This window comes from Vibrio sp. 1180_3, from assembly GCF_029478545.1.
GTDB classification, from domain to species: Bacteria; Pseudomonadota; Gammaproteobacteria; order Enterobacterales; family Vibrionaceae; genus Vibrio; species Vibrio aestuarianus.
Genome location: NZ_SJFM01000010.1, coordinates 1 through 18258 on the forward strand (window position 1 = coordinate 1; position 18258 = coordinate 18258).

Sequence of the window (18258 nt, forward strand, 5' to 3'; positions counted from 1 at the left end):
GAGGGAGACATCAAAGCCTGTTTCGACAAGATCGGACATCAATGGCTTATGGACAACATTGCCGTAGATAAACGTATGTTGGAACAATGGCTAAAGTCTGGTTTTATAGACAAAGGGTTGTTCTATCACACTGACGAGGGAACACCACAAGGTGGGGTCATATCTCCGACCTTGATGCTTATGACTCTTGCAGGGCTTGAGCAACGCATAAAGTCTACCGCACTAAAAAAGGGTGCTAGAGCCAACTTTATTGGATACGCCGACGATTTCGTCGTCACCTGTGCTTCAAAGGAAGTGCTGGAGAACGATATTAAACCGTTGATTGCTGATTTCTTAGCAGAAAGAGGCTTAACACTCTCCGAAGAGAAAACGCACATTACCCATATCAGCCGTGGTTTTGATTTCTTAGGTTTTAATCATAGGAAGTACAAAGGGAAATTGCTCATTAAACCGAGCAAATCCAACACACTACTGTTCTTGAGTAACTTGCGCGAACTCATCAAAAAGCACGCAACCATCCCTGTTAACGATTTAATCAAGTTGATAAATCCGAAACTCAGGGGCTGGTCGAATTACTATCGGCACTGCGTTGCGAAACAGGTATTCGGATATGTAGGTCACAAGCTATTCCATACGTTATGGCACTGGGCTAAAAGGCGTCATCCAACAAAATCCAGAACTTGGATCGCGCTTAAATACTTCATCAACCGTCAAGGTCAATGGCAATTTCACGGTTGGCAGAAGATCATGGATATGGATTGTCAGTTCAATCTGTTTCAAATAGCCAAGGTGCCAATAGAGAGACATGTGAAAATCAGGAGTGCCGCTACACCTTTTGACCCTCAATACCAAGAATACTTGGCAAAGAGAAAATCAAAGAGGCAATGCCGTAACTCTTGGCATGAGCCTGCTCTCGCTGCTTTATAAGTTGCTGGGTGCCAATCAGTGCCTTAGTGAAGGCTTGAGCCTAGTGCGGTGAAAGTTGCACGCTGGGTTCTTAGAGGGACGACACTTGGTAACAGGTGTCGTCTACTCGACATAAACGATTTAGAAAATGCAGTACACCGATGTGATCGCTGCCTTTCAGTATGATCCTTTAATACTCAGTATGATTCTTTATTACTTAGAATCAGGGGTTAACAGACTGATATTAATCATATTATTCTCTGTGAAGTCCAATGGAACGAAAACGTACGATAAGGCGTTAATGTATTGCGTCCCATTCACCGAAACGTTCCATAAAGTCTAAAATATAACTATTAATCAATTGGTTAAATTCTTTACTTTAGCGATCGTTGAGCGGCTGCAACCCAATAAACTCTGTATTTTCGACCAGCTTTTTCCTTCGCCTAGAAGAAGAGCAATATTTTGCCTTAGCGATTCGGCAAGGATGGCCAGAGCTAACGCAATGGTTGAGTGCTGTCGAAACACGAGCCTATGCATACAACGATTTTGATGTGCCGCTGCATCCATCGGAAATCCAGCATATCGCAAAGTCGATTGCCAAATGGACACACAGAAACCTTAGCTCCGCAGGGTTTAGCTCGTGGCAAGCTGAGCAAGGACGCAAAGGTGGTTTGATTGGTGGCAAGGTATCGAGGGGCGGTGGTAGACCAAGTAAGAAACAAGATCAGCTAGAGATGGTTTTAGAGCTCAAGTCAAAAGGTTACAACAACCGCGCCATTGCTGATGATCTTGGTATTTCGGCGGGCTCAGTCAGCAACTGGTTACGAAATTTGAAATCGTGATCAAAAACAAAGCCATATCAGATAGTAGCCCCGGAAGGGGTTTTTTTTTGTGTGGTAAAAAATGAGAATCCTTTGTGTTCCATAGAGGAGCGGTTGCGGTGGGCAAGCGGAGGAAACTTGTGTGTCAGCGAGTGGGCAGCTTGCCTGTACACCGCTGTCCACAAGGCTTTCCCGCGGTCTGCGCGACGCGCAGATGTCCCCGCATTGAGCTACTTATGTCTTTTAAAAACCCTATCTGTTGACTTGTAACGCGTTGTTTTTTGGGGTTGGTTTGAGAAGGGTTTGAGAGAGAAATTTGACCTATGGGGAGGTGGCTAATCGTTGGTATAGCTCAATAGCCTGCCATTTTTTTGCGACCTTTTCAAGTTATATCACTTGCGCTTTTCTTCGGATAGGAGAGTATTAATCCTACAAACCTACAAACCTACAAAGGTTACTTTATGCCCAATGGTGCTTATCTTAATTCACAATCACATCTTAGAAAAAGTGAGCTTTCCATAGCCTCAGCTAGCTCTAGTACCGAGTCTAGCTTAGCTATTTCAGTAAAAAGTATTCGTAATACTTCAGAGGAACCTCAAGGGATTACTAATCAGCTAACTCGTACGCGGGTATTTCATCAAACAACTCCAACCCCTATTCATAATAGACCTTCAGATAGTATTAACCCTATTTTTAGTTGGGCAAATTCTAGAGGGCTAACTTTGTCGTGTGAGAGTAGCAATAAAAGAGTTTTCACTTGGGATATTGGAAATGGCATACGGATTCATACGAAAGGCGACTCTCTATCAAAAAAACTTGTTATCACAGCTCATGGTGATTACAGCTCTTTTAAAAAGAATATTATGCCCATCCCCAAAGGAGTCCAGTTAACATTCCTTGGACCACATAACTATGATTTAAAAGATCCCGCTTTAGTTAACTCGACGTCTAATAAAAGAACATATGCTTCGATTAGTGAGGGTGGAGTCACTCCACATACAAATCAAGCAAAAAGAGCATTGGATTCCGGTCAAATCAAAGATATAACAGGGAGCAGTCAAGATGGGATGATGGCAAACTATAATCTTCATTACTTCGAAGGGGATGGTATCCATACCATTGAGGATACGATCTCTGGAAATATAGATTTAAATGCACTTTACAATGAATTGGAGCCATCAAAAAAGAGTCTATTCCCTATGCCTCCTGAGCCTCATGATGTTTTATCCTTATCTGAAGGAACTAGCCTGTCGCTAGGTGATGTTTTAAGTAGATTAAAAGAGAAAGGTATCCATTACAGTGAAATAAAGATGTGTTTTTGCCGAGGTCGCAGCGGTGTCACCTTTAAAGGAAGTGGCACTCATGAAACAGAGAGTAACGTAAAAGGTAAAGTATAACGCCGCATAATCCCCATTATGTTAAATAGCTCTGCTAAGCTGTAAAAACAGAAGACAAGTCGCACAGAAGCCCGCTAACCAGAAAAACATTTCCCTGTTTCCGGTGAGCGGGCCTCTTTTTTGCCTGAAAGTTTATTTCACTTTTCACGGTATCTGTGACAACGTCACAGGGACACCCAGACTCGTAGCGATCACCAGGTCAACATGGGATTTTGCCTGCTTTAGTCATCCGCACACTATTTCCAATTGATGACCTTCTGTCATGCTGGCTTCAGAAACCTATCCACTGAGTTACCCACCAAGATTGTGGATAGAAAATCGCAAAACTGAGCGCTGGCTCACACGCGTGAAACAAAGGGAGGTACGGTAGAGCGAACCACTCCCTCAGGGTTAGATACCCGCATATAACGAGCTAAAGATCTCCCGATGCTTTCTACTTATCATTCACTATGATTCTTCATCACTGCAGATCATAGTGAACTGAATAGCGTTACTAAAAGCGAAGCTGTTTGCCTGGGTGAGCATCATAATAATTTGCTCCTCAGTGTAAGCAGATCCAATCGTATCTTTCCCTAGATTCCATTTTGCCTGTATTCCCCCTGAATGGGCAAAGTCGCAGAGTGTGCCCCACATCTTCTCTTTGAGTGAATAGCCACCGAGTCAGTAGACACTAGTTAGTCTTCTCTCATATTGCTTCTCATACTCTACAGGCGACAATTGATTATTGGAACCATGCCTGCGTTTTACGTTGTAGAACATCTCAATATATTCAAAGATATCCATGCGAGCATCTTCCCGCGTAGAGTAGATTTTTCGTTTAACTCGTTCTCTTTTCAGTAACTGGAAAAAACTTTCTGCCACAGCATTATCGTGACAATTACCTCGACGACTCATACTGGCTTCCAGCCCATGTTGCTTTAAAAACTTGCTCCAGTCGTGACTCGTATACTGACTGCCTTGATCTGAATGTACGAGCACCTTTTGGCTCGGAGAACGGCGCCATATAGCCATTAAAAGCGCATCCAAAACCAACTCTTTAGTTATTCGACTTTTCATCGACCAACCAATCACTCTTCTAGAAAAAAGATCGACAACAACGGCAAGATACAACCAACCTTCATGTGTTTTTATATAGGTAATATCGGTCACCCACGATTGGTTTGGAGCCGTTGGGTTGAACTCTCTGGCTAATTTATTAGCTGAAATGATATGTTCAGTGCCTACTTTAGCTCTGGGTTTACGATACCCTCGTTGTGACTGTTCAAGCAATAGTCTTAATTTCATTGAGGGCGATGGGGCTAGATCGTCGCATCTATTACTTTTTGTATCTCAAACCTTGCAAGTTCAATTCTAGGCGTTTTTGGGGCATCACAAGCCAGCCCTAACATCACTAGTTTGAAGCTACAAAATGATTTGCCGAAATCAATAGAATGAATCATGACTATCTCGCTAAAAGGCCACTTAGCGATGGTCTACCCAACATATGAACACAAAAAAAGCGAGCACCAAGCTCGCCTCTATCTTTTTGATTTTAGATGAAATTACAGCAATTCAACCGACTGCTGGGCAATCACGAACTCTTCGTTGGTTGGTACAACAAGCGCTACTGCATTTAGCATGTCTGATTTTGCGATAATACCAGCGTTACCAAAGCGAGCTTGCTCGTTGCCTTGTTCATCTTCAACAAAACCTAGAATTTTCAGGTTACGCAGAATTTCACGACGAATTGGTAGTGCGTTTTCACCAATGCCGCCAGTGAAAATGATGCCGTCTAATGAATCTAAAGCGGCTAGGTAAGAAGCTATGTATTTTGCAACGCGATAAGTAAATACTTGGAATGCTAAAGTTGCGCCTTCATGACCTTCTTCCATCGCTTCTAAAATACCACGAGCATCACTGGTTAAACCTGATACACCAAGGAAACCAGACGCTTTATTGAGTGAGTTGAATACTTGCTCTTGTGACCAACCTTTCTTCAGTAGAAACTCGATAATCCCTGGGTCAAGGTCACCACAACGTGTACCCATCATCAAACCTGAAAGTGGTGTGAAACCCATGCTTGTATCAACACTTTGCCCGTCTTTAATCGCGCACACAGAAGCACCGTTGCCAAGGTGTACAGAGATAAAACTACTTTCATCGATTGGCTTGTTGATCATTTTTGCAGCCTCGCGGCTCACATAGTAATGACTTGTACCATGGAAACCATATCGACGAATGCCAAATTCAGTGTACAACTCTTTCGCGATTGCGCCGGTATACGCTTTTGCAGGCATGGTTTGGTGGAAAGCCGTGTCAAAAACCGCGAATTGTGGCAGTTCAGGGAATGCAGCCATTGCTGCGCGCATACCGATAGCATGTGCTTTGTTGTGTAGTGGCGCAAGATCGCTTAATGCTTCCACTTCTTGCACAATTTTATCGTCTAACTTAACGGTTTTAGTGAACTTCTCACCGCCATGTACCACTCGGTGCCCAACAGCAACCACATCATCAATCAGACCGTAGGTTTTCACTAACTCAACTAATTTTGCGACAGCCAATTGGTGATGGTTCTCTTCACCTTTAATGGCAAAATCTGCTTTTTCGCCATTAAATTTCCAGCTCATTCGAGCGTCTTCCAGCCCAAAACATTCGCCTAGACCACTAAGTACGGCGTCGCCCGTATTTGAATCAATTACAGCGAACTTCAGTGAAGAGCTGCCAGAGTTAATAACCAGAACATACGAATTAGACATGGGGGTAAGATTCCTGTGTGAGACCAACTTTCAAGCTTTATCGCTTGTTTAGATATAAGAACCATTATTCAATAATTTTTGAATCTTTCAACTTTGTTTTAGTTTTTTATCCAAACCAAACGATTTTTTCTTGATCTAACGCAAACTATTATTTCTTTCGAACAGAGAAATATATCGATTTATATCTACGAAAGCGCTTATTGAAGCAATCGTTTACACCCTTACCATTCTTGGCGCCATTGAATCTCGTAGCAGATAAACTGGAATGATTAACATCAATATGCATCTACTAACTTAACTGCATGAATGCGCATTAGAAGTAGGTTAATTATTGTGATACAAGCAAATACGTTTACCTTCGATCTCTAATACGTTAAATGGCGTTTCATAGATATCGCTGAGTACTGAAGATTCAATCACCTCTTCGACGGCTCCCGTCGCAACCACTTTGCCTTTTTTAAGCGCGATGATGCGATCAGAATAACAAGAAGCAAAGTTAATATCGTGGATAACAACAACCACGGCTTTGTTTAGATCATGAGCTAAACGCTGGATAGTCGCCATGATTTGCAGTGAATGTTTGATATCGAGATTATTTAAAGGTTCGTCAAGAAAGACATAATCGGTATCTTGCGCGATAACCATCGCAATAAATGCTAACTGACGTTGGCCACCACTTAATTCATCTAAATATTTATCTTGAATGGCTTTCAGATCGAGATAATCAATAGATTGTTCAATGACGGCGTGATCATCTGCCGTCAGCTTACCTTGTGAATAAGGAAAGCGGCCAAACGCAACAAGCTCTTTGACCGTAAAACGCATCGTCAATGTATTAGCCTGACGCAGTACCGATAGTTTTTTCGCGAGGACTTTAGTATCCCACTCCACTAGTTCTTGGTTTTCAATCCAAACTTTACCACTGTCACGGCTAACTAATCGGCTTGCCATTGATAGTAAGGTACTTTTACCCGCACCATTTGGGCCGATAATTGAAGTCACTTTACCTTTTTCGAACTGCGCGCTGGCTTTGTCGACTACCGCTTGTTGACCAAACACTTTGGTCAATTTATCTAATTGGATCATAAAAATTAAACCACTTTATTGCGTAAAAGGAGTGAGAGAAAGTAAATGCCACCAATGAAGTTAATCACCACACTCAGCGTGGTTTCAAATTGGAACACTTTTTCCACCACCCACTGCCCAGATAGCAATGCACACACCGACATCGCTGAGCAACCAATCAACAATGTTCTGTGTTGATATGAACGAAACCATTCTCGAGTTAAGTTGGTCACTAGCAAGCCAAAGAACATCACAGGCCCCACTAATGCCGTCGAAATTGCAATCAAAACCGCACTTAACATCAAGACCTTACGTGTAACCAACCGTACGTCGACCCCCAAACTGATCGCGTTATCGTTGTCTAACCAGAACACGTCAAGTAAACGGTGCATTTGAAATAATCCGAAGCAAACCAGTAATAACAACGGTGTCACCCAATAAACTAATTCTACTTTAACGTTATTAAAGCTAGCGAACATATTGGCTTGTACTGATGAGAAATCGTTCGGATCCATCAGCATGATGAAGAACGAGGATATATTGGAAAATAATTGCCCCAATATGACGCCCAAGAGTAGTAGCGCCATCAGGTTGCTTTGCTGCCTACGAAAATAGAATGCAAACAATAAGCTCGAAAAAGCCAACATAACAGCAACAGAAAGTGAAAAATTCACATACGGATTCAGAGCGTAGCTACTTAACCCGCCAAACAGCACGACAACCATGACCTGAACAAACATATACAGCGAATCAAACCCCATAATGCTAGGTGTTAAAATTCGATTATGAGTAATGGTTTGAAATGCCAGAGAAGATTGTGCGATCGCAATTCCCGCTAATACTATTGCTAAGACTTTAGGTACCCGACGAGATAAAAAGTACTGATAATTATCAAGATTGAGGCCAATACCAATAAATAACCCAGCAAATATTAGTGAAAGCAAAACTAGCAACAAAAGCTTTGTATTATCACGCATGGCTGCGACCTCGTAAAATCAGCAACACAAATGCGCCACCACCAAGAATGCTTATAATCATCGAAATAGGGACTTCATAAGGAAAAATAATCAGCCGACTAGCTAAATCACACAGCAAAACTAACAGCGCACCAAACATCGCGGTACGCGGAATGTTTTTGCGCAAATTATCACCGTAATAATGACTGACTAAGTTCGGTACAATCAGCCCCAAAAAAGGCAACTGTCCGATGATCATCACTACTGTGGCTGACATTACAGAAACTAGGCATACACCAATGACAAGTACTTGCTGATAGTTAAGTCCTAAGTTCATTGCGAAATCTTTACCCATACCCACAGCGGAAATTCGCGCTGCATACAAGTAACTGAACAAAGCAATAGGAAGTGCGATATACAGAAGCTCGAAATCCCCTTTCAATAAATTAGCAAAGTTTGCAACCGCCCAACCAGACAAGTTCTGTACGGCATCGTATTTATAAGCAATAAACGAAGCGACAGAGTCGATAACATTACCAAAGATAATGCCGATCAAAGGGACAAAAATGGCATTCTTGAACTGAATACGCTGGATAAGCTGCACAAACACTAAAGTGCCAGCAATCGCGACTGAAAATATAAGCCACAAATTATCACCATGCCCAAAAAACACTAGGCTCAGTACATAACCAAGCATTGCACATTCAATGGTGCCGGAAGTGGAAGGAGCAGCAAATCGATTTTGACTAATTTGCTGCATAATAAGCCCGGCGATACTTAGCCCGGCACCTGCGAGTACCACAGCTAATAAACGAGGCAAGCGACTGGTAAACAATAACTGCCACGCACTAGCATCACCATGGAATAACGCTGTCAACGATAAATCGCCTACCCCCACAAACAGTGAAGATAGACCAATTACCAATAAAACAAGCAATAACTTTTTCAAAGCTAACCTCAGCTTGTTTGTGGGAACTTATTGAATACCAACTGCATTTTTAACGTCTTGGATCATCTGCTCTGTTGCTGTTACGCCAGAAATAGAAAGATACCAAGCGTTAAGGTCTAGGAAGGCCATATGTTTATTTTGATAAGCTTGCGTTGCTTTGATCAAATCATTCTCGAACTCTTGACGAGTATTGCTTTGTCCTTTATTGACCAATCTATCGCGGTCAATGACCAATAATGTTTTTGGATCATGCTCGCGAATAAATTCGTAGGAGATAAGGTCACCATGTCGTGTCGCCTTAATACTCTCCACTGTCGGTTGAAAACCAAAATCTTTGTATATGGCAGAAAAACGTGATTCAGGACCAAAAGTAGTAATATTGCCACCAGAGCTCATCACTGTGAGAGCATCTATATGACTGGTTTGGTTGAAGTGGCGAATCGCTTGAAACTGTTTATCCAAAGCCGCTATTTTTGCTTCTACTTTGTCTTCAATCGCAAAGACTTTACCCAAATTGCGCCACTGCTCTTGAGTGCTCTGCCAGTAGCCTTTACTCGCGTCAGCAGCAAACACAAAGGTTGGAGCAATTTTTGATAGCTCGTCATAACTGGTTGCCGCTCGTGAACCTATCACAATAACGTCCGGCTTTTGCATGTAAATAGCTTCAAAATCGGGTTCAAATAACGAACCAGCTGAAACGTATTGTTTGGTTTTATATTTGTCCAAATAGCTTGGTAATTGGGCGACTTTCGAAACGGCAACAGGCTCCACACCAAAGCTATCTAGTGCATCAAGCGCACCCAAACCAATGACAACAACACGTTGCGGTTTTTGCTCTAATGTAGTGGTACCGAGTTCATGCTCCACTGAAACAGTGTTTGCGTGCAAAGAAAAAGAGGCAAACAACCCTACCGTCACCAAACTAATAAGCGATTTCATACAGATTCCCATCTAAAGTTAATTGCGACAGATTTTGATAATCATTCGCATTGGATTTAGTGGTAATATAATTGCAGACATCGCTAAGAGCAACCGTCTTTACCTGAAAAACTGACGATGAGATGATGAAATAGGCAGAGTGTCGAAAAAACAAACAACAACAAACCGTTAGCGCTATATAAATGATAACCACCTACTGAAGTAGGTGGTTTGGTGGGGCTGAAAACAAAGAAAAGAGTCGTTAAGGGCGGGTCGGATTAATCGTTAGTGGTTCAAACGTTGCCACTGCATTACCACTTGCTCCAGGATGATCAATGTAAGATGTGTCTTGCATAATCGTATAAAAAACATCTACGTAATCATCGTCATTAGTGAGCAAACCATCTGGGATTGCATCAATAATCTTCCCGGTAATCTGTGGAATAATCGCATAAGCTTGTACTTCTGGATCTGGGATAAGCTTCATAACTTCTTCAGCTACTTTGACCAATAACTTACCCAATTCCTTATAATCAGTACCATCATCTTGCTCCATTAGAATGAGATCAGCCGCTCCCCAACGGTAACGAGACCATTGGATCATCACTTGGTTTGGGAAATAGTCTTGCTTGTCATAGTCCAAATAAGGCATTTCAACTAAATCAATAGTCGGTTCATCACGGCTGGGGTTCACTCCGGTCACAATGGCGTAGATTTCAGCTCTGCCAGAAATCCACGGTTCTTTATCATCCGCTAATTGAATTTTCTTTAGTACGGTCGTGGAGATTGGAGCAACACTGCTAACTTCAGTGCTGCGTGCCATTGAAACTGCTTCAACTTGACCACTTTCCGTCGTAGTCAACATGGTAGGTTGACCAAGTTTATTCATTTCAACGCGCATCGCTTGTAAACCAGCACGCAGTTCCACTTCACTATTGCTATCAACAACAAAAACAGGCACATCTGGCATCTGGTACACATCAAGTTGATGAACCTGCCCGTACACATCAAAAGCTTCAATATATTGCCATGATGCATCATTTCCTTTCGGCTCGAATGCAAATAGTGGGCTCTGCCCTTCCTGCCATTCTTTAACCATGGACGCATCAGCAATACGAAGTTGTAGCAGCTGTTGAGTAAACTCCTCAATCCCTTTCATCGAGCGAATTTGGGCATCAACCGCAACCATTTGCTGGCTAAAGTCAGAATCAGGCTGTTTTTCTTTCAAAGTGGAAACCGAAATGGATAAGTTTTGAGCACTAATTTGTGTTTTAAGCGTCGCTTCAAACTCGCTATAACTTTCACTTAACTTCAGCGCCAATTCGCGTTTTTGCTGTGTGATGGCATCAGCATTAAATTGTGCCGAGTTAGTCGTACTCGTCTCTTCAGATTGACAGCCAACCAGCGTTACCACAAGTAGTAATGAAACGGGTGTTATATATTTCATAATGAACCCTTTATATTCTCGTTATTATTCCCTTACCAGCTGAAATAGACACATCAATTTGCAAGGGGTTATTAGTATTAGAGCCACACATATAGAGTAAATGCTCCATAAGAATACAGTATCACCGAACGCTATTCTTTCAATATAAAAATATAATGATATTTTATATTTCGCCCACAAGATCAAATTAAGCTTTAGCAAACATTAAATTAACAAGTGTTAATGTAGCGCCATTTTTCTTCTAATCAGTTGATTTAGTAGGAATATACCATTCCTACTTGAAGTTGCAGCGGTGTTGGCTACGTTTGCTCACCCCAATCACATAGTTTATCTATGCTTATGGGATTCACTCACTGGCCGCCTACCTGCAACTCCAAATAGTTTGGATATAGATCAAAACATTTTTTGTTGTTATTTTAATGGAGTGATATCGATAACACATTGATAAATATTCAAAAGTAATTTGCCCTAATAAAAGAGCAAACGATAAACCAATTAATAATAATGTTAATCAATAATTGGATAGGCAATACACTCAGATAACACAACGTGAGTAATGGTCTGTGGATCAATCATTTTCCAGCCATTATGGCTGTCCAAAGGTTCGGATGCTAATACGATGTCATCCCCTTCGACCTTACTAAATATAGTGGGTGGCACACCATCAGAACTATAACGAACTAACCAAAATTCACGTCCATCAGAGATACAAATAGAGGCTTTAAATGGCAGTTCAATTTCCTTTTCCACCATTAAATTTTCAATTTCACTGATCGTAGAACGAATCGCTTTGATCGGATCAATAAACAAGCCATTGTTAACCATAAGTAGGAAAATTAGCTCACTGTCTGTGGTCCCCATACGCTTTATATAAAGCGCTTCTGGCAGCTTTCTCTCTAGGGCAAATTTCACTTTCTCAAACTCACCGATTTGCCCATTATGCAAAAACATCCAATTATCTAAAATGAAGGGGTGGCAATTTGAACGCGACACTTGTGTCCCTGTGGAAGAACGTACATGTGCCATAAACCGATGAGAGCAGATATGATGAGCAAGAGAGCGTAAATTTTCATCGCCCCATGCCGGTAAGACTTCGTGAAACTGTCCGGGGGTACTTCTCTCGGTATACCAACCTAATCCAAAACCATCAGCATTAACTCGAGTCACGGCTTTACGTGCTTCTAAACTTTGATGAACTAATGAATGTTCCGGTTGATAAACCAGTTGGTCAAGATAAATGGGACTTCCTTGGTAAGCGAGCCAGCGGCACATAGTGGGAATATTCCTAACTAGATAACAGTATCTTCAATAAAGCATGTTTATGCTCCTCTCGCAAGGTGTCAAAAGTGTCATTATTTCCTTTATCAATAAAAATACCGTTTAAAGATGTAACTCAAAAATAGGCAATATTTTTATTTATATGAATGAGAGCAAAAATAAAGACCTAATTTAGTTCATACTACTTTATATAAAGTGAATCAAGATCATACTTTCCTCATTATCATATTTACTCCATTTAAAAACACTCCTAAACATTTTTATTCCATATTATTAAAATCATTAAAAACACAAAGTATTACTAAACTAGTACAGTTAAGACCATCTCATCCATTGAGTAAAATTAAAAGATAATAATGTCAACTAAAAAACCACTTTAAATAAATAATTAGCCGATATTAATATCAATAAAATAATGCGAACATGTTAACTATATATGTTGTTAATGGGATCCTTTGTGAAATTGAAAAACATTCACACTTGCTATAGATATACCGAATATATAAATTGTTACAAATAGTTCACAAAACATACGGACATGCCGTGAAACATTTAATCTCTTTTATATTAATTAGTTACTCCACGATCACCGTCGCACAGCCTATGGTTAACGATGAAGCTTTGATTTCATCTTTGATCGAACGTGGTGTTATATGTGAAGGACTCACATCCGAAGAACAACAACAAGCATTAAATATCTATCTACAAAAAAAAATAAATAATAAGAATACCAACTCAAACGATAAAGATCCTAACCCGACTGATACTTGTATTTCAGCCAAGTACAAAGAGAAAGCTTAAATATACCTTTCCGACTTGAGTTTACAGCAGTGTTGACGACGCTTACTCCCCCCAATTACATAGTTAATCTATGCTCATGGGGATGAAATGACTTGCCACCTACCTGCAAATCTAAGTGGTTTGGGTATACCGTAAAATTCAATATTCACTGATTCTTATTTAAAAAAAAGAAAATAGTGAAATTGCAATACCATAAATATAGGAAATAAAATAAGGAAATAAAATGAAACTTATGAGGAAAACATTGCTCACATCTGCAATGGTCACTCTATTTAACGTCAGTGCTTACGCACAAACACCCATTGATTTAGGTACAGTAAACGAAGATAAGCTGATTGAAATGTTAGTGCGTAATGGTGTTATTGATACTCACGCTTCTGACGCAGCTAAACGTGATGCATTAGACCACTACCTAGAGCATAGAATTAATTCTGGTTTTCACGGTGATGCACAATTTGGTAAAAAGGCTCTTGAGCAACGAGCCAAAATACTAAAAACCATCGAAAAACAAAAAGGGATGCAAAAAGCGAGTGTTTTCGCGTTAGATATAAGTACTAAACGTACAGATAAAGTGCTTGCTTTATTGGTTGACTTCCCTGATTTATCTTGGAACGACAATAAGCTAACCAATGAGCACACCGAAATGCTCTACACGAGTTACGAACCAGCACACTACCAAGATTTATTATTCTCTAGCGCAGGTTACACTGGCCCCAATGGTGAAAACTTCATTTCAATGCGCCAATATTATGAGAGTGAATCCGGCAATAGTTACAGCGTGTCTGGGCAAGCAGCTGGCTGGTATCGTGCTTCCAAAAATGCGGCGTACTATGGCGGTAACTCCCCGACCACAGATAGCGACATGAATGCGCAAGAGTTAGTGCGTGAAGCGCTTAATCAATTGGCGCAGGACCCAAGCATCAACCTAGCCGATTACGATATCGAAGACCGCTACGATTATGATGGAGACGGTAATTTCCGCGAACCAGACGGTGTTATTGATCATTTAATGGTGTTTCATGCCTCAGTCGGTGAAGAAGCCGGTGGTGGTGTACTTGGCCCTGATGCGATTTGGTCTCACCGTTATAATTTAGGTCAATATCACGTATTAAAAGGAACACAAAGCACTGTACCGGGTCGTTTTAACGGTCAATATGCGGCTTATGATTACACTATCCAGCCAATTGATGCAGCCGCTGGAGTTTGTGCTCATGAGTACGGACACGACTTAGGGTTACCAGATGAATACGATACACAGTACACCGGTAAGGGTGAACCTGTTTCTTATTGGTCTATCATGTCATCGGGTAGTTGGGCTGGTAAAATTGGTGGCACACAACCTACTGCATTCAGTTCTTGGTCCAAACAGTTTTTACAAAAAGCCATTGGTGGGCGTTGGATTAACGACGATCAAATCTCTATTAATGATCTGGAGAATAAGCCACGAGTCTTCACGCTGTTCCAAACAACCGATAACTCTCGCCCTAATATGGTGAAAGTCGATTTACCAATGAAACGTGTGGACGGCATTAAACCTTATGCTGGCGAGTTCTCATTCTATTCAAATAAAGGCGACGACCTGAAGAACAGCATGTCGCGCAAACTTTCGATTCCCGCTGGTAGCAACGCTATATTAAGCTTTAAAGCATGGTATCAAATCGAAAAAGATTATGATTTCGCTCGTGTTCTGATTAATGGCCAAGCACTTTCAGGCAATATCACCACGATGGATGACCCTTACAATACTGGTCTTGCACCTGCTATTTCTGGGGAATCAAACGGCTGGGTTGATGCGACATTTGATGTTTCTCAATGGGCTGGACAAGAGGTTGAATTGAGCTTCGACTACGTGACCGATGGCGGTCTCGCGATGGAAGGTTTGTATATCGATGACGTGACGCTTGAGGTCGATGGCACTCAGACGGCGATTGATGACGCAGAAGCAACCTCAACTTTTATCTTTAAAGGTTATACCGTCAACAATGGCTTCCACCAAGCGCCGCATTACTACTTATTGCAATGGCGCAGTCATAATGACGTTGACCAAGGTTTAGCCAACATTAAGCGTATGGGGCAATTAATGACCTTTGAACCCGGCTTACTGGTTTGGTATGTCGATGAATCTTACGCCGATAACTGGGTAGGTAAACACCCGGGCGAAGGTTGGTTAGGTGTGGTCGATGCCGATCAAAATGCCTTGGTTTGGTCAAAGACTGGCGAAGCGGCACAAACTCGTTACCAAGTTCGCGATGCTGCATTTTCTCTTCAAGATCAAGCGCCGTTACGCTTAGTCTCCTCCGACGGTGATGTTCTGCAAGATAGTAGTTTAATCGGCAATGGTAATTTCTCAGATGATCAAGACTACAGCTCACCAATGGCTCCTGATTCCGGTCGTAAATTAACTGAATTTGGGTTGATGATCGATATTGTGAATCAAGGTCAAAATAATGAATATGGTGTAGTTCGTTTATCAAAAGTGAGTGAGCAAAATAGTGAGCCTGTTGCAAACTTTGAACTCAAAACCGAAGGGCTAACCGTCACAGCCTTTAACTACAGTGCTGATCGAGATGGTGAATTAGTCAGTTATGTGTGGGACTTTGGTAATGGTCAAAACAGCACTGACATGGCACCAACGTGGCATTATGCTAAGGCGGGTGATTACTCAGTAACCTTAACGGTGACAGACGATAAAGGAGCAACAAATACCGTCACTCGCACAGTTCATGTGGAACTACCTAATGCTCTACCGAAAGCCAATGCGAAGTACATCCATCTTGGTCGCTGGGTAACTATGTGGTCAACAAGTAGTGATAACGATGGGCGTATTGTTGATATTGAGTGGACATTACCGGATGGCAAAGTAAAACGTGGTCGCGCCTTTACTTCGATTTTCCCAAGCTATGGTAATCACGAAGTCACCCTAAAAGTGATGGATGATAAAGGGGCAACGGTGACAAAAACGATTACTGTCAACTTGTAACTACCCTTTATCTTTTATAGAAAGCTTGAGCGCAACTTAGGTTGCGCTCTTTTTTATAAGAGATATAAAAAGAGGAATGGTTAAAGCGTATGGTCTTGCATTCTTTCTAAAGCTTCCACTCGCTTAAGCTGTTTTACATCAAATGTTTCGCTTCGTAACTGTGCAATGTACTGCTTTTTTTCATCATCGGTTAAGGCTTGCTCATTCAGCACACTTTCTCTTTGTTGTAGATAAATCGCTAACTGCTCAGAAAATCGTTCTCTTTGTTGGTCTAGCTCTGCCAACCGTTGTGCCCCTTCCTCTCCGACTAACTCAACACGTTCTAAATATTGTGCTTGAGGAGATCGTTCATCATTTTTATTTAACGCAGGAATAAGCCGTGCATTATATTCACTACGTTGGATGTATTGAGCCTGCTTACTCAGTAGAACCTGCCACTGCTGTTTTGCATCTTGTTGATCAATTGCTTGATTTTTGATTCGCAACTTATTAATCGCTAATTCACGTAACGCATTATCATTGGCAAATAAAAGCTGTTGTTGTTCTAAGGTAAAAAACTGACTTTGTAACATTAATAAGCGTTGGTGAATTTGTTCCAAGGTGAGTAGCTCTAATTTCGATGACTCCCACGCAAAATCCAAAGATGCCAGTGCTTGCTTGTAGAGAATAAATTGCTCTAACAAAGCGTCATCAACCGTCATTCCTTCTTTTTGCTGAGCATATTGCAAAGTGCGTTGTTCAACTTCAGCTAAGCTACTCTCACCGAGAGTAGAGATAAAATAATTGATGAGATCATAGCTTGAAGCGTCATCAATTTGAGTATCCATTTGAGATGGTGTTTGTAACGCGGTGGGTAACGTCGACGATTGTCGCAGAAAAAAAACCAACCCAAAGATCCCAGAGACAACAACGAAACCAAATAGCGCAGGCTTTTTCATCATGACTCCTTACAAACCTTGTAGTTTGAGACGATTTGCATGTTGACGATATAGAGTGACAGGGTCAGTTTCAAAAAGGTGATGTATCCCAAGCAAACCGTTAATTTCATCCAAATGATTCATTTTATAGTCATCTCGGATCACTTTGCCTAAGTGAGCACTGCATGCACCAACAAGTCCATCATTTGGTCCATCAAACGCCAAACCTAAAATGGTCATTGCACCGTCGGTAGGGTCAAGTACATTGGTGAAGGTAGAAGCTCCTGTCCACGAGTAATAATAAACGCCGTTTTCGGCCAGTAACTCACCATCTCCACACTCTGACGTTGGGATCCCTTCAGGGTAATAATGGTTGAATTCTAATGAACCTTTAGTGGTTAATGCCTCTAAAGACGCAAGCGGATCTTGTTCTAAATCCGTTCCTCCAGAGAGCAAACTAATCAGCCCTGATAGCCCCTCAGCCAGTTTAATCGCAGCTGCCTCCGAAAGTGAACCGTCTGCAACATGCCCCCTGACTAAGTCAGCCACTTTAGAACCTTTATTGACACCACCGATACTTGTTACAGAGGCAATTAAATCTGGTCTGACCGATGCCACATAGCGAGCTGTCGGACCACCATGGCTATGACCAATTAAGTTGGCTTTTTGTGCACCAGTAGCCACGAGTATTGACTCGACTTGCTGCAACAACTGTTCACCACGTAGTTCTGTGCTATTTGTCGCTGAGACCTGAGCAACATAAACCGTAGCTCCATCCTTAGTTAGCGATTGAGGGATACCATAGAAATAATCAACGCCAGCGAGGGTATCAAAACCGAACAACCCATGAACCAATACTATCGGGTACTTTGTTTGCGTGTAGCCGGTAGGATTCAGTGCAGCAGCACTGGTTGCTGCAAATATCGAAGTGCTCAATAAATAAAGAGCAGCAATAATGATCGTTTTTCTCAAAAGATGTTCCTTCTTTGTATAGGGTGTTAACTTGAGTCGTACTAAGTCAAGAGATCAGACCTCTTACGAGCAACCTAACTGTAGAAGAAACCATTGATTTTTCAGTTTAAAACTTA

The 18258-nt window shown here is 41.5% G+C and carries 14 protein-coding genes and 1 pseudogene; 5 read left to right on the forward strand and 10 right to left on the reverse strand.

Annotated elements, in window-relative coordinates; genetic code table 11:
* From EYW48_RS08120 to EYW48_RS08130, 3 genes are all read left to right on the forward strand, one after another.
* Nucleotides 1–927 (forward strand): group II intron maturase-specific domain-containing protein (locus EYW48_RS08120; RefSeq protein WP_277432226.1); only part of this gene is annotated, 927 nt, incomplete at its 5' end.
* Nucleotides 928–1295: 368 nt separating this feature from the next.
* Nucleotides 1296–1748 (forward strand): helix-turn-helix domain-containing protein, encoded by a 453-nt coding sequence (locus tag EYW48_RS08125; protein WP_277432227.1) that lies wholly within the window; start codon nucleotides 1296–1298, stop codon nucleotides 1746–1748.
* Nucleotides 1749–2188: 440 nt separating this feature from the next.
* Nucleotides 2189–3124 (forward strand): putative adhesin, encoded by a 936-nt coding sequence (locus EYW48_RS08130; protein ID WP_277432228.1) that lies wholly within the window; start codon nucleotides 2189–2191, stop codon nucleotides 3122–3124.
* 660 nt (nucleotides 3125–3784) lie between these two features.
* Here EYW48_RS08130 and EYW48_RS08135 read toward each other — a convergent pair.
* The 8 genes and pseudogenes from EYW48_RS08135 to EYW48_RS08170 all read right to left on the reverse strand — a co-directional run.
* Nucleotides 3785–4384, reverse strand: a pseudogene (locus EYW48_RS08135) (IS3 family transposase); the annotation flags it as partial.
* Nucleotides 4385–4665: 281 nt separating this feature from the next.
* On the reverse strand, nucleotides 4666–5859 hold the full coding sequence (locus tag EYW48_RS08140) for an acetate/propionate family kinase (RefSeq protein ID WP_053310587.1): 1194 nt from the start codon (nucleotides 5857–5859) through the stop codon (nucleotides 4666–4668).
* Between the two features lie 324 nt (nucleotides 5860–6183).
* Nucleotides 6184–6945: an iron chelate ABC transporter ATP-binding protein VctC gene (gene vctC, locus EYW48_RS08145; protein WP_261918635.1), complete on the reverse strand. Its 762-nt coding sequence runs from the start codon at nucleotides 6943–6945 to the stop codon at nucleotides 6184–6186.
* Between the two features lie 5 nt (nucleotides 6946–6950).
* Nucleotides 6951–7901, reverse strand: coding sequence for an iron chelate uptake ABC transporter permease subunit VctG (vctG, locus tag EYW48_RS08150; protein ID WP_277432229.1), 951 nt, complete (start codon nucleotides 7899–7901; stop codon nucleotides 6951–6953).
* On the reverse strand, nucleotides 7894–8829 hold the full coding sequence (gene vctD, locus EYW48_RS08155; RefSeq protein WP_080996351.1) for an iron chelate uptake ABC transporter permease subunit VctD: 936 nt from the start codon (nucleotides 8827–8829) through the stop codon (nucleotides 7894–7896). The genes vctG and vctD overlap by 8 nt, the downstream gene beginning before the upstream one ends.
* A 27-nt stretch (nucleotides 8830–8856) precedes the next feature.
* On the reverse strand, nucleotides 8857–9768 hold the full coding sequence (locus EYW48_RS08160; RefSeq protein WP_053310584.1) for a siderophore ABC transporter substrate-binding protein: 912 nt from the start codon (nucleotides 9766–9768) through the stop codon (nucleotides 8857–8859).
* A gap of 241 nt (nucleotides 9769–10009) precedes the next feature.
* A complete protein-coding gene (locus EYW48_RS08165; protein ID WP_171375404.1) occupies nucleotides 10010–11194 on the reverse strand; it encodes a DUF3103 domain-containing protein in 1185 nt (394 codons plus the stop codon).
* A 507-nt stretch (nucleotides 11195–11701) separates the two neighbouring features.
* Nucleotides 11702–12466 (reverse strand): class II glutamine amidotransferase, encoded by a 765-nt coding sequence (locus tag EYW48_RS08170; RefSeq protein ID WP_053310582.1) that lies wholly within the window; start codon nucleotides 12464–12466, stop codon nucleotides 11702–11704.
* Between the two features lie 549 nt (nucleotides 12467–13015).
* Between EYW48_RS08170 and EYW48_RS08175 the strand changes: the two genes are divergently transcribed.
* Both EYW48_RS08175 and EYW48_RS08180 read left to right on the forward strand, forming a co-directional pair.
* Nucleotides 13016–13273 (forward strand): hypothetical protein, encoded by a 258-nt coding sequence (locus EYW48_RS08175; RefSeq protein ID WP_053310581.1) that lies wholly within the window; start codon nucleotides 13016–13018, stop codon nucleotides 13271–13273.
* A gap of 223 nt (nucleotides 13274–13496) precedes the next feature.
* Nucleotides 13497–16253, forward strand: coding sequence for an immune inhibitor A domain-containing protein (locus EYW48_RS08180; RefSeq protein ID WP_277432230.1), 2757 nt, complete (start codon nucleotides 13497–13499; stop codon nucleotides 16251–16253).
* Between the two features lie 80 nt (nucleotides 16254–16333).
* On the opposite strand, the gene EYW48_RS08185 is transcribed toward EYW48_RS08180, so the two are convergent.
* Nucleotides 16334–17194, reverse strand: a complete 861-nt coding sequence (locus tag EYW48_RS08185) for a lipase secretion chaperone (protein WP_261927049.1) — start codon at nucleotides 17192–17194, stop codon at nucleotides 16334–16336.
* Nucleotides 17195–17200: 6 nt separating this feature from the next.
* Nucleotides 17201–18142, reverse strand: coding sequence for a triacylglycerol lipase (locus tag EYW48_RS08190; RefSeq protein ID WP_168524545.1), 942 nt, complete (start codon nucleotides 18140–18142; stop codon nucleotides 17201–17203).
* Between the last annotated feature and the right edge of the window lie 116 nt (nucleotides 18143–18258).